At 70.4% G+C, this 13,372-nt stretch carries 7 protein-coding genes; 4 read left to right on the top strand and 3 right to left on the bottom strand.

Annotated elements, in window-relative coordinates; translation table 11 throughout:
- Positions 1-25: 25 nt before the first annotated feature.
- Both CBM2588_RS21700 and CBM2588_RS21695 read right to left on the bottom strand, forming a co-directional pair.
- A complete protein-coding gene (locus CBM2588_RS21700) occupies positions 26-4,105 on the bottom strand; it encodes a tetratricopeptide repeat protein (RefSeq protein ID WP_115682425.1) in 4,080 nt (1,359 codons plus the stop codon).
- Positions 4,068-6,833 carry a bifunctional glycoside hydrolase 114/ polysaccharide deacetylase family protein gene (locus CBM2588_RS21695; RefSeq protein ID WP_231942319.1) on the bottom strand — a complete coding sequence of 922 codons (2,766 nt, stop codon included), beginning with the start codon at positions 6,831-6,833 and terminating at the stop codon, positions 4,068-4,070. Before CBM2588_RS21695 ends, CBM2588_RS21700 begins: the two co-directional genes overlap by 38 nt.
- 1,103 nt (positions 6,834-7,936) lie before the next feature.
- Here CBM2588_RS21695 and CBM2588_RS21690 point away from each other — a divergent pair.
- The 4 genes from CBM2588_RS21690 (at position 7,937) to CBM2588_RS21675 (ending at position 12,026) form a co-directional block, all read left to right on the top strand.
- Entirely contained in the window at positions 7,937-8,140 is a 204-nt protein-coding gene (locus CBM2588_RS21690) for a cold-shock protein (protein WP_012356773.1), read from the top strand.
- Between the two features lie 222 nt (positions 8,141-8,362).
- Positions 8,363-9,226: a presqualene diphosphate synthase HpnD gene (hpnD, locus tag CBM2588_RS21685; protein ID WP_115682424.1), complete on the top strand. Its 864-nt coding sequence runs from the start codon at positions 8,363-8,365 to the stop codon at positions 9,224-9,226.
- 59 nt (positions 9,227-9,285) lie between these two features.
- Complete coding sequence (shc, locus tag CBM2588_RS21680; RefSeq protein ID WP_115682423.1) at positions 9,286-11,337, top strand: squalene--hopene cyclase; 2,052 nt, start codon at positions 9,286-9,288, stop codon at positions 11,335-11,337.
- Positions 11,334-12,026, top strand: a complete 693-nt coding sequence (locus CBM2588_RS21675; RefSeq protein WP_115682422.1) for a phosphorylase — start codon at positions 11,334-11,336, stop codon at positions 12,024-12,026. The genes shc and CBM2588_RS21675 overlap by 4 nt, the downstream gene beginning before the upstream one ends.
- Before the next feature lie 79 nt (positions 12,027-12,105).
- Here CBM2588_RS21675 and CBM2588_RS21670 read toward each other — a convergent pair whose 3' ends face one another.
- Positions 12,106-13,371 carry an Hsp70 family protein gene (locus CBM2588_RS21670; RefSeq protein ID WP_115682421.1) on the bottom strand — a complete coding sequence of 422 codons (1,266 nt, stop codon included), beginning with the start codon at positions 13,369-13,371 and terminating at the stop codon, positions 12,106-12,108.
- Position 13,372: the final 1 nt, after the last annotated feature.

The following is a 13,372-nucleotide window of genomic DNA, read 5'->3' as shown; positions in this document are numbered from 1 at the left end:
GCCTGTCCCGCCATGCGCCGCGCGCTCAGTACAGCCAGCGGTAGCGCAGCCCCAGTTCCGTCATCGGCCGCCCGCCGTTGCGCGCCGCGGTCTCGTGCGAGACATAGAGCGCCAGGTGGTCGTTGCCGAACACCGAGCCCGCCACGCCGCCCTGCACCCGGAAGTTCTGCCGCGCGCGGGTGTCGTGCAACAACCCGATCTCGCCGAACGGCCGCCACTTGCGGGTGTATTCGTCCAGCAGCTCGGTGCCGAAGCCGAACAGCACGCCAGCCTGCGTGAAGCCCTGCGGCATGTAGAACGCCGGCGTCGCGGCGTCGCCGGCCGGCACCAGCGCGGCCTGGCGCGGCGTCAGGCTGCCGCCCTGCGTGCTGTAGCTGGCATGCGTGGCGACCACGCGCACGGTGTAGTCCGGATACGCGGTGCGGATCTTGTAGCCGGCCTCGACGTCATACACCATGCCGTGGCCCAGCGTGCTGCGGTCCTGGCCGCGGAAGCGGCTGTACTCGATGCGCGCGCCGACGAACTCGCGCAGGCTGAAGCGCCACGTCGCGCCCAGCCCCAGCACGTCCTTGGCGCCGCCCACGCGCAGCGGCGCGGACTCGTCGGCCGGCTGGTTGAGCCCGGCCAGCGTGCTGAACTGCAGCCGCCCCTGCTGGTTCCACTCGCCGAAGAAGCGCGCCGTGGCCATGGTGTCGAGGCCCTCGCGGTAGCCCGCGGTGGCGCGCCAGCGCTGGTTGCTGTCGCGGTAGCCCAGCGACAGGTCGGCGCTCCGGTCCGATGCTGGCACGTTGGCCAGCTGCCGCGGATCGGTGCTGCGCTGGTCGCGCCAGGTGCCGCGCAGGTTCAGGTCATAGCCGTCCCACAGCCGCACGCCGCCGGCCAGGCTGCCTTCGGTGAACTCCAGCGGCTTCTGGTGCAGGAAGCGCACGCGCGGCTCGATCGCCTGGGCGTTGAACAGCAGCGTGTCGCGCAGGGTTTCCTGCAGCGCGTCGTCGGAGCGGGCCCGCTCCTGGGTTTCGAAGGCCAGCGTCTGCGCCGCGCCCAGGCGGTCCAGCCGCTGGTTGGCCTCGATCTGGCTCGCCACCGGCACGCGGCCGGCCTGGCGCTCCAGGATGCGGTCCAGGCTGTTCAGGTCCTGCCGGTCCAGCGCGATCGCCACCTCGGCATACGCCGGGCGCTGCAGCCGGCTGGCGTACTGGCGTGCCAGCCAGCCGCGCGCCAGTTCGTTCGATTCCGCCGACATCGCCCACGCCAGCGCGGCATCGCGCCCGGCGGCCGACAATGCTGCCTCGCGCCGCGCCGCGTCGCGCACGACCTCGGCAGGCACGGGCTCGCGCAGCGGCGGCAATCCTGCGATCTCGCCCAGCTGCGACGCCGCGTCCGCGTCGGGCGGGCCTAGTTCGCGCGCCGCCGTGGAAGCGCGGTCGGCGCGCAGCATCTGGATCACCAGCGCGCGCGAGACCTCGCCCGAGGCAAAGATCTGCCCCAGCGCCACGGTCTGGCGGCGCAGGTCCGCGCGCGACGGCGCGCCCGAGGCGTTCTCGCGCTCTTCGTCGCCGTCGGCATGGTCCGGGCGCATGCGCGCATCGCCAGCGCCGCGCCGGGCCCGGCCACGATGCAGGTCGATCCACGCCTGCCGGCGCACGCGCCAGGCCATGTCGGTCTGGCCGACGGCTTCATAGGCGTCGGCCAGCAGGCTGAGCCAGAGCGGATCGGCGCTCTTGCCGTCGTTGAGCCTGCGCAGGTAATGCAGCGCCGCGCGCCCGTCGTGGAAGCGCATATGGCCGGCGGCGAAGGCGCCCCACAGCTCGGGATTGTCCTCGGCCTGGTCCTGCAGGCGGCGCATCACCGCGCGCACCTCGGTATCGGTGCCCTGGTCGACCAGCGTCCACAGCAGCGCCGCCAGCGTTTCGCTGTCGGCGTCAGGCAGGCCCGCGGCATGGCGCAGGTCAGCCAGGGCCTGCTCGCGCTGGCCAGTGACGCGGTAGTACTCGGCGCGCCGCATCAGGAAGCGGCTCGACTGCCAGGCGGCGCGGCGCTGCTCGGCGCTCATGTCCTGCAGCAGCCGCTCGATGCGGCGGTAGGCGTGGGCGCGCGTGTAGTAGTACAGCGCAAGCTCCAGCGAGGCCGGGCTGGCGCTGCGGCGCCAGTCGGCCTCGGCGATGCGGCCGGCGTCGATCGGGGTCCTGTCGTAGTAGGCGATCAGGTTGGAGAAGTCCGCCTGCTGCGTGGCGCGGACCTCGGCCGTGCAGTCGTTGCGCGCCGGGCCCTCCGGCAGCTGCCGGCAGTGCTCGTCGCGGGTCTGCGCGGCCGCCATCATCAGATGCCGATAGCCGTCCTGCAGCAGGTCGTCGCGCTGGTTAAGCCGCGCCAGCTCGGTGAACGTGCGCCAGAACAGCAGGTCGCGCGGACCCGCGGCGGCGCGCGCCGGCAGCATCGCGTCCAGCGCCTGGGGCAGCCGGCCGCGCACATAGTGCAGGTTGGCCAGCTTGAGCGCGTAGGCGGGGCGCGGGCCGAAGCGCTGCTGCAGCTGCGTATAGAGCTGGAAGGCGCGCTCGTCCTTGCCGGCGCGTTCGGCCAGCGCGGCGTGGCGCTCCATGATCTCGCGCGCCTTCGGGCCCCGGCTCAGGCCTTCGAGGAAGCGCATGGCCTCTTCCGGCTCGCCCAGGCGCTCGTAGGCGGCCACCACCTCGTCCACCGTCTTCAGGTCCGAGCCGCCCGCGCGGTGGCGCAGCGCGGCCAGGTAGGCGCGATCGTCTGACAGCCCCGGCGCCAGCCGCATCACCGCATCCCACGCGCGCTCGTCGTTGGTGGCGCGGGCATAGTCGAGCCAGCTCTTCAGCGCCACCGCCGGCTGGCGGTTCCATTCCGCCACCTGCGCCAGCCGCTCGCGCCAGACCGGCTCGGCCGGCAGCCGGCGCACCGCGGTCTCGGCCACGCGCTGGGCCTGGTCGAGCTTGCCCGCGGCCAGGAACACGCGATAGGCCAGCTCGTAGTCGTCGGCATTGAACTTCGTATCATCCGGCTGCGCCGGCGCGGCTTCCTGTGCCGCGATCCTGCGCACGCCGAGCTGGCCGGAAGCGGCCAGCGCCTCGCGCAGCGCCAGCCCGCGCGGCCCGTCGAGAAACACCACGCCGCGCTCATGCCACGGCTGGGTGGCGGCGATGCGCCGCACCTCGGCCTGCTGCGATTCCAGCGCGGCCAGGCTCGTACGCGCGGCATCGCGCAGCCGCGCCGACACCTTCAGCAGCCGCTCGACATAGCGGCTGGCCTGCTCCGGCTTGTTGGCCGCCAGCGCCAGCCGGGTCAGGTAGCGCAGCACCTCGGGGTCGTCGAGCAGCTTGCCGCCGTGGCGCTCGGCCTGCGCCAGCGCCTCGTCCAGAAGGTTGCCGGACTGCAGGGTCTGCACCGCCTTCAGGAACAGCGCGCGCCGCTCGGCCAGCGTGGTCGCGGCCGCCTGCTGCGCGAACAGTGCGTTGGCGGCGTCGCGGTAGTCGCCGCCGGCAATCGCCATCTCCGCCAGCTGGCGGTTCCAGAAGGCCGCGTTGTTGCGGTCCTGGCTCGCCAGCGCGGTATAGAAACGGCGCATCGCGGCATCCGCGCCGGCCTGGCGCGCCTGCGTGGCCAGTGCCTGCAGGTCGGCCACGCTCCAGCGGCGGCCGGCGGCCTGGTCCAGCAGGCTGCGCAGCTGCACCAAATTCTGTTCGCGCTCGGCGGTTTCCGGCTGCGCGGCCCAGGCGCGCTGCTGCGCGATCTCGATGCGCGTGCGCAGCACCTGGCCCGACAGGTCGATGCCCTGCACCGCCTGCATCCGCTCCAGCATCGCCTGCGCGTCTTCCAGGCGGCCGGTGCGCGCGTATTGCTCGGCCAGCACGCCCATGAAGGCGGGATCGTCGGGCGTGACCTTCCACCAGGCTTCCAGGTAGGCCATGGTCAGCCCGTCGATGGTGCGGCCCTGCCCCAGCAGCCGTTCGCGCAGGGTTTCGCGCGGGAACATCAGCGCCAGGCCGATGCCCACGATCGCGGTAAAGGTCAGCACCAGCGTCGGCGGCAGCAGCCGCTCGCGCTCAGCCGGCGCAGCGGACTTCGACTTGTTGCCTGACATGATTGGGGTCGGTCACGGGTGCGGTATCGACGCGCAGCGTGTTGCGTTCGCGCACCGTCGCCACGGCCTTGCCATCGACGCTGACGCGGCAGTGGCCGGCGTTGGCCAGGCGGAAGAACGGCTTGAAGTAGCCACTGAAGGCAAAACGGGTGACGCCGTCGCGCTGCGACCAGTCGCGCACGATGCCGCTGGCTTCGGCCAGCTGCGGCGTGGCCGGCGCCGGGGCCGCGGCCTCGCGCATGGCAAAGCGCGCATCGCCGCCGTCCAGGTGCAGGTAGACGCCGCCGCCGGGCGCCGGCGAGGTTCCGGTCACGCCCTTCGCCGCGGCAACGTCGGGCAGGCCCGCGCCGCTCCAGCGCAGGTTGCGCAGGTTGCCGTCGCCGCGCACGATCCATTGCGTGGCGCTGCTGCCGGCACTGCCGTCGCCCACTTCGCGCGCCACCGCCATCTCCTGCCAGTCGAGCACCTTGCGCACGTAATCGGTCGAATGCAGCGGCAGCAGCGGCTGCGCCAGCACGTAGTCGTAGACCTTGCGCAGCGCCTTCAGCGACGCCGCCTTGGTGCCGGAGTAGCTGTGGTAATAGATGTTGACGGGCTTGAAGCGATACGGCCGGTCGGTCAGCTCGAACGTCTCGATCACGCGCTCGAAGCCGTAGAACGGGCCATGCCACAGGTTGGTGTAGACGTTCTCGTTCTGGTTGGGCGCGAACACCTGGAAGGTGCCGCCCGGCTTGTTGATGCCCAGCGGCGCGATCGCGGTCCAGCTGGGATTGCTGCGCGTGATCAGCGTGTCGCCGCCGTTCATGTTGAACACGCGCGCCTGGTCGGTCAGGCGCAGGGCCTCGGCCGGCGGCTGGCAGTCGCCCGACCACAGCAGCAGGCTGACCGGCTTGCCGGCGGGCGCCAGGCTGCGGTTGATGTAGTCGATGGAACCGCCGATCTCGCGGTTCAGGTCCATGGTGTAGCCGGGGATGTTCAGGTGGAAGGCCGCGTCGCCCGCGCCCGCGGCGGCCTTGCCGCCCTGAGCCGGAACCGTGCGCGCCCACTCGAACGGGTGCGAGAAGGTATGGCTGGCCACCTCGACATAGGGCTGGGCGAAGATCTTGCGCGCGATCGGCTCGAGCTGGGCACTGAGCTTCGGGTACATGCCGTCGCGGCTGACCTCGCCCTGGATCACCGACATGGTCATCGGCAGCCGGTAGCGGTCGAAGATCTCGCGCAACAGCACCTCGCCGGAGAAGCCGCCGCCGGGAATCTCGGCGCGCGAGGCAAAGCCGTCGCCATCGATATGGATGGTCAGCAGGCGCCGGCCGTTCTCGGTGGTGACGTCGGGCACCGGCATCGCGGGCAGGCGCAGCGCCTCGCGCAGGAAGTCCAGCGGCTGCACCACCCAGCGGCTGTCGGCGGTGCCGATGCCGCTCTCGTGCACCGCATACGGGCCCAGCACATAGCCACCCCACGGCGTGATGGCCGCGGCGTCATAGGTCAGGGTGCCGGAGCGCAGGCGCAGCAGCGTGCGGAAGCCGTCGCCGTCCGGCACCTGGATCGCCTCGGCCTGGTTGCGGTCGGGCGCCACCGGCATCTCGAAACCCATCATCGGGTCCTTGGCCAGCACCTCGACCGGGCCCGACACGCGCCCCCTGACCGCCTTCAGGCCGAAGCCGCGCGCCACCGCGCCACTGACGCTGGTGCCGAAGTCGTTCAGGAACACCACCGGCATGCCCTGCGCCATGCGCGCCTGCACCCAGGTATGGAAGCGGCCCGGCTGCGCCGTGACCTTGCCCGTCAGGTACATCACCACGCCGGCATAACGGTCGGGGCCGATCTCGGGCAGCTCCTCGCTGGTGTCGGCAAATTCGACGCGGTAGCCCAGGTAGTTGAGCGGCATCGAGACAAAGCGCACGCCCTCGGACTGGTCGATCGCCACGCCCGGGCCGCGCTCCTGCACCACCAGCACGCGCCGCGGCAGCACTTCGACCTGGCCGATGCCGATGGTCTGCAGGCCGGGGTCGGCAACATAGGGGGTGATGCCCAGCGCGCGGATGCGCCGCGCGGTGTCGCGCGCGCAGCGGCGGTCCGCCGGCGGGCAGTAGTCGATCGACACCACCGGCAGCCGGTATTGCTCGCGGATGGTGCGCGCCTGCGCCAGCAGCCAGTCGCGGTCGGCCTGCGGCACCTCGACATAGCGGCCCTGGGCCTGGTTCCAGCCGCGGAACAGGGACTCGAAGGCAACGGCATACGCCAGGCCATGCACCTGCGGCAGGATCTCGAAGCCGCGGTTGAAGATCAGCCGGGCATCGGGGTAGCGCGCCTTGATCGCGCGCACCACGCGCACCAGGCCGGCTTCCTGCCGCGCGCGCTCGGCGTCGGTTTTGGCGGCGAGCTGGTACGAGTCCAGGGTATCCAGAAAGAAGCCGCGGAAACCCCGCGCCCACAGCGGCGCGATCACCTTGTCGACATAGAAGGCGGGCCAGCCGTCGGCCGCCTGGTCGATCACCGGCGCGTTCCACGCGTCGTTGCGGCCGACGAACCAGCTCTTGGGGATGTCCTTGAAATACGGGCGGCCTTCCAGCACCTCGCCCACGCTGACATAGGCAAACCAGGCGGTCGCGGGGGTGGCGACCCGGCGTGGGTCGAAGCCGCTGTCGGGTTCGACCACGGCGATATCGAATGCCTGCAGCGCGTCGACCGGCGGCTTGGCGCCGTAGTGCAGCGCGATCGACGGCATTGCCGGCGCGGATGCCGCAGCGCCGGCCGCCGGCTGTGCCGCGGCAGCCCCAGCCGCTCCGAGGGCAAGCGCCAGCGCAGCGCACTGGGCCAGATGCCCCAGCAAGGCCAGCCATCCCGGCCGGCGTGGCGTGCGGCCACACCAGCCGTGCCGGCTGCCTTGCGCTTCCCCCAGTCGATTCACAGCGTGCTTCCTTTATTTTTGCGCACCCGAAGTGCACGGTGCCAGACATTTTAGAGGCGGTTCGCGACCGCGTGGCGCCTGGTTCTGACCGTCAATTCGGAAAAGTGCGATGGTATCCGGCATCCGCATGCTAGAGCAGGCACCGGCCCCGTATTGTCAACAATTGTCCCGAAAAGGAGACATGGAGGCGACTTGCGCCTCAGGCAGCGCGCGTGGGCCGTCGATGCTTTGGGACCGCGGGCTGCCAGCCAGCGAAAGAACAGCGTCGCTACGCCCGGCGAGGTCGCTGTCCGTTAGCGAATTTCCGGACAGCTGCTTTGCCACCACATGAAATCTTTGCGTTCATTCTCTTATGTATGGACGCGCATGCAGGCCGTTGACTCATGTATTGGCATGGATAGCCTGCCTGCTGTCACGGGTATTGTGGTTTATCCGCATAATGTTATATCCGCGCTGGACTGGCCTCACCCGAACGCGGTAGGAACGGTGCCGTAAAAATTTGTAAAAAAGATGGCACCAGCTTGCAGCGGGCGGCAACCCATTATGCACGACTACGTGGCACGCGGCCCGGCTGCGGTGCATGCACAGGCAAACGCAACAATAAAAAATCAGGGAATTCACTGAATCGGTACTGAAGTAGAAAACGCTAATATCTCCTGTCGGAACCTCTCATCATGATTAGGCGCTTAGCCTGATTGACACACCGGGAAAATTCGGCAGAATGATTCCCACTTGTGCAGCGCCCATTCGGTGTGTCATTTGGTGTTGTCGTTCCGTGACGGTTTCGGTTGTCACGACAGCGACATATCGAAGTCATATGGAATGCGCTGGCGGGGAAGATAAAACAGATCCGCCGGGTGCTTGCACACGGTGTATAACGAGCGTTTTCGCTCATTTTGAAATTCAAGGTTGAGATAGATATGGAAACCGGTACCGTTAAGTGGTTCAACGACGCCAAGGGCTTCGGCTTCATCACGCCGGACGAAGGCGGCAATGACCTGTTCGCGCACTTCTCCGCCATCGAAGGCTCGGGCTTCAAGTCGTTGAAGGAAGGCCAGAAGGTGCGCTACGTCAAGGCCATGGGCCAGAAGGGCGAGCAAGCCACCAAGATTCAGGCCCTCTGATACCGGTGAGGCTCCGGCTGGCCCGACGGGCCGGCCGGCACGAAAGCCCCGCAGATTTGCGGGGCTTTTTGTTTGGGCGCAACCATGCTGCAGCACGGTCGCGCCCGCGCCGTTGCAGGTGAAATTGCTATAATCGCCCGACCCACAACCACCTCCCGGACGAGTCGCGCGCCAACGCCGCGCGGCCAGTGCGGGACGGTAAGCAGCGTGTCGAGGAGTTACGTGGCCGGTACTCAGATCGCAGCTTCAGACAGCCGCTCCGGCATCGGCGCCCAGGCTGGTCCCGCCGCCTCGTCGGGCAGCTCCTTCCATGCCGCGCTGCGCATCCTGCCGGCGGCACAGCGCCAGGCCATGTTCCAGATCTACGCGTTCTGCCGCGCCGTCGACGATATCGCCGACGGCGACGCGCCGCATGCCGAGCGCCTGGCCGCGCTCGATGCCTGGCGCCGCGACATCGACGCCTGCTACGCCGGCAACCCGCCCGCGCCGCTGCAGCCGCTGTGCGAACAGATCCGCGCCTACGACCTGCAGCAGGCGGACTTCCTCGCCGTGCTCGACGGCATGACCATGGACGTGGTGCAGGATATCCGCGCACCCGATGCCGCCACCCTCGACCTGTACTGCGACCGCGTGGCCAGCGCGGTGGGCCGGCTGGCGGTGCGCGTGTTCGGGCTGGAGACGGATTGCGGGATTGCGCTGGCGCACCACCTGGGCCGTGCGCTGCAGCTGACCAATATCCTGCGCGATATCGACGAGGATGCCGCCATCGGCCGGCTCTACCTGCCGGCCGAGGCGCTGGCGGCGGCCGGCATCGCGACCGCCACGCCCGCGGCCGTGGCCGCGCACCCGGCGCTCGGGCAGGCATGCGCGGCCGTGGCGCGCGAGGCCCAGGCCCACTACGACCAGGCCCAGGCCATCATGGCGCGCTGCCCGGCACGCCAGGTGCGTTCGCCGCGCATCATGGCCGAGGTCTATCACCGCATCCTGGCGCGGCTGTGCGCGCAGGCCTGGCGGGCGCCGCGCCAGCGCGTACGCCTGCCGCGCGCGCAATTGCTCTGGATCGTGCTGCGCCACGCCATTGGCTGAGCGCGGCATGTCGATGCACGCCGGGGCCGGCATGCCGGTCGCCGGCACAAGGAGGTTGCATGTCGATGAACGAGACCGCCCTTGCCAACGCCGCGCCGCACACCGATGCGGCGCAGCGTGAGCCGGCCGGCCCGGCGCAAGCGCCGGCGACACGCTTGTCCGCGCCAGCGCTAGACCATGGCATCGGCCGCGCCCTCGACGCACTGCTGCACCAGCAGCGCCCCGACGGCCACTGGATCTATGAACTCGAGGCCGACGCCACCATCCCCGCCGAATACGTGCTGATGGTGCACTACCTCGGCGAAGCGCCCGACCTCGACCTGGAAGCGCGCATGGCGCGCTACCTGCGCCGCATCCAGAACCCCGATGGCGGCTGGCCGCTGTTCCATCAGGGCCGCTCCGACGTCAGTGCCAGCGTCAAGGCGTATTTCGCGCTGAAGATGGCGGGCGACGATCCGCAGTCCGCGCCGATGCAGCGCGCGCGCCAGGCCATCCACGCCATGGGCGGCGCCGAGGCCACTAACGTGTTCACGCGCACGCTGCTGGCGCTGTACGGCGTGCTGCCATGGAAGGCGGTGCCGATGATGCCGGTCGAGATCATGCTGCTGCCGCGCTGGTTCCCGTTCCACCTGTCCAAGATCTCGTACTGGGCCCGCACGGTAATCGTGCCGCTGCTGGTGCTCAACAGCCTGCGCCCGCAGGCGCGCAACCCGCGCGGCATCGGCATCAACGAACTCTTTGTCGGCAACTGCCACACGGTGGGCCTGCCGCCGCGCGCACCGCACCAGCATGCCGGCTGGTACACGGTGTTCCGCGGGCTCGATGCGCTGCTGCGCGTGGCCGAGCCGCTGCTCCCGCGCACGCTGCGCCGGCGCGCCATTGCCGCGGCACAGCGCTTCGTGCGCGAGCGACTCAACGGCGAGGACGGGCTGGGCGCGATCTTCCCGGCGATGGCCAACAGCGTGATGATGTTCGACGTGCTGGGCGTGCCGCCCGACGATCCGGCGCGCGCGGTGGCGCGGCGTTCGCTCGAGCGCCTGCTGGTCGAGCACGGCGACGAGGCCTATTGCCAGCCCTGCCTGTCGCCGGTGTGGGATACCGCGCTGGCCACGCACGCGCTGATGGAAACCGGCGAAGTGCGCGCGGCGCAAGCCGCCGGGCGCGCGCTGGACTGGCTCAGGCCGCTGCAGGTGCTGGACCTGCGCGGCGACTGGGCGGTGCGGCGCCCGCTGGTGCGCCCCGGCGGCTGGGCCTTCCAGTACGCCAACGCCTACTACCCCGACGTCGACGACACCGCGGTGGTGGCCGCCGCCATGGACCGCTTCATGCGCGCGCACGATGCGCCGGGGCGCTACGGCGAAGCGGTGGCGCGCGCCACCGAGTGGATCGTCGGCATGCAGAGCGGCAACGGCGGCTGGGGCGCATTCGAGCCCGAGAACACGCACCTGTACCTGAACAACATTCCCTTCGCCGACCACGGCGCGCTGCTGGACCCGCCCACCGCGGACGTGTCGGCGCGCTGCCTGTCGATGCTGTGCCAGACCGGCGCCACCCCCGGCAAGAGCGAGCCCGCCGCGCGCGCGCTGCGCTACCTGCTGGCCGAGCAGATGCCCGACGGCAGCTGGTTCGGCCGCTGGGGCACCAACTACATCTACGGCACCTGGAGCGCGCTGTGCGCGCTGAACGCCGCCGGCCTGCCGCCTGCTGCGCCCGAACTGCAGCGCGCGGTGGCGTGGCTGGCGCGGATCCAGAACGCCGACGGCGGCTGGGGCGAGGACGGCAGCAGCTACCGGCTCGACTACCGCGGCTACGAACCCGCGCCCAGCGTGGCCTCGCAAACCGCGTGGGCGCTGCTGGCAATGATGGCGGCGGGCGCCGCGCAGCATGCGGCGGTGGCACGCGGCATCGACTACCTGCTGCGCACGCAGCAGCCCGGCGGCCTGTGGCATGAGCCCCGCTTTACCGCGGTGGGCTTCCCGCGCGTGTTCTACCTGCGCTACCACGGCTATGCGCGCTACTTTCCGCTGTGGGCTCTGGCGCGCTACCGCAACCTGCAGCGCGGCCATGCCGATCACAGTGGCCACAGCGGCCAGGTGTCGTGGGGTCTGTGACGGCGCCGTTCGTGCTGGTCGTCACCGGCATGGCGTTCGAGGCGCGCATCGCGGCCGGTCCGCACTGCCGCGTGGTGCACGGCGTGCGCGGCCTGGCGCTGGAGCAAGAGGTGTCGGCAATGGCCAGCCGGCACTGCATGGGCATCCTCAGCTTTGGCGTGGCGGGCGGGCTGGAGCCGGCGCTGGCGCCGGGCGATGTGGTGCTGGCCGATGCGGTGTGCGCGCCCGGCGAGCGCTACGACACCGACACGACGTGGACGCGCGCCATGCACGCGGCACTGCCGCACGCCCGCATCGGCACCGCGGCCGGGGCCGACCAGCCAGTCCTGACGGTGGCCGCCAAGGCATCGTTGCACCGGGCCACGGGGGGCCTGTGCGTCGACATGGAATCGCACCTGGCCGCGCGCATGGCGTCGGCGTGCCGGCTGCCGTTCGCGGCATGCCGGGTGGTCGTCGATCCGGCTTCTCGCGCCGTGCCGGCCGCTGCCGCGGCTGGCATGGGCGATGACGGCAAGACCGATGTGGCCGCGGTGCTGGGCGGGCTGCTGCGCGCGCCGCAGGAACTGCCAGCGCTGTTGCGCCTCGCTGGCGATGCTGCGGCCGCGCGCGGGGCGCTGCGAGCCGCAAGGCTGGCGCTGGGGGATGTATTTGGCCTGCGCGACATGCGCTCGCAGCACGCTGACTCTTGAGGCGGCTGATGGGGGTGCTCCCTCTCCACGCAAGCGGGGAGCAAACACGCAGCGAACTACACCCCCGCGCGCCCGTCCCTCATCCAAACTTCCTCGCCGCATCCAGCGCCAGCCCGCTGCCGATGCTGCCGAAGCGGTCTCCTTCCACGCAGCGCGCCTCGGGCAGCAGCGCTGCCAGCCGCTGGCGCAGCAGCGGCACGCTGCTGGAGCCGCCGGTAAAGAAGATGGTGTCGACCGCGGCGCCGCGCACGCCGGCGTCGGCCAGCAGCTTGTGCACGGTCTGCTCGGTCTTCGTCACCAGCTTGTCGATCGACGCATCGAACTCGTCGCGCGTGATGGTCAGCGACAGGCCCGGTTCCAGCCGGTGCAGGTCCACCTCGGTGCTGCCCGTGTCCGACAGCGCGATCTTGCCGGCTTCGACCTGGATCGCCAGCCAGTGTCCGGCGCGCTCGCGGATCAGCCGCACCAGACGGTCGAGCTTGACCGTGTCCGCGGCGTCGCGATAGTTGTCCATCACCAGCGACCACGCCTTGCGCGTATAGAGCAGGTTGATGGTGTGCCAGCTGGCCAGGTCGAAATACTGGCTCGACGGCATCGCCTTGCCGTTGCGCAGCGCGCTGCCCAGGCCCAGCAGCGGCATCGCGCGCGCCAGGCTGAGCGCGCGGTCGAAGTCGGTGCCGCCGATGTGCACGCCGCCGTTGGCCAGGATGTCGTCGCGCCGGTCGCTGCGCGCGGCGCGCTCGGGCGACAGCCGCACCAGCGAGAAGTCCGAGGTGCCGCCGCCGATATCGGCAACCAGCACCAGCTCCTCGCGCGTGATGCCGGCCTCGTAGTCGAAGGCCGCCGCGATCGGCTCATACTGGAACGCAATCTCGCTGAAGCCCGCGTCGCGCGCGATCCCGGCCAGGGTGTCTTCGGCCAGCTGGTCGGCCACCGGGTCCTCGTCGATAAAGAACACCGGACGCCCCAGCACCGCGCGCGAGAACCCGGTACCGGCGGCCTGCTCGGCGCGCGACTTGAGCTCGCCGATGAAATGCGCCAGCAGCTTGCGGAACGGCATGGCCTGGCCCATCACCTCGGTGCTGTCGTCCATCATCGAGGTGCCCAGCAGGCTCTTGAGCGAGCGCATCAGCCGGCCCTCGTAGCCTGCCAGGTAATCGCCCAGCGCGGCGCGGCCGTAGCTGACCAGCGGATCCTCGGCATGGAAGAAGATCACCGACGGCAGCGTCGCCTTGCCATCCTCCAGCGGCAGCAGCGCGGCCGCGCTGCCCGGGCGGCTCCAGCCCACCGTCGAGTTGGACGTGCCGAAATCCAGGCCGCATGCGTTTGACATCTTCGATTCCATT

This window comes from Cupriavidus taiwanensis (assembly GCF_900250075.1).
Taxonomy (GTDB): domain Bacteria; phylum Pseudomonadota; class Gammaproteobacteria; order Burkholderiales; family Burkholderiaceae; genus Cupriavidus; species Cupriavidus taiwanensis_C.
Note: the sequence above shows the minus strand (reverse complement) of the source record. Positions and strands in the feature narration are given on the sequence as shown.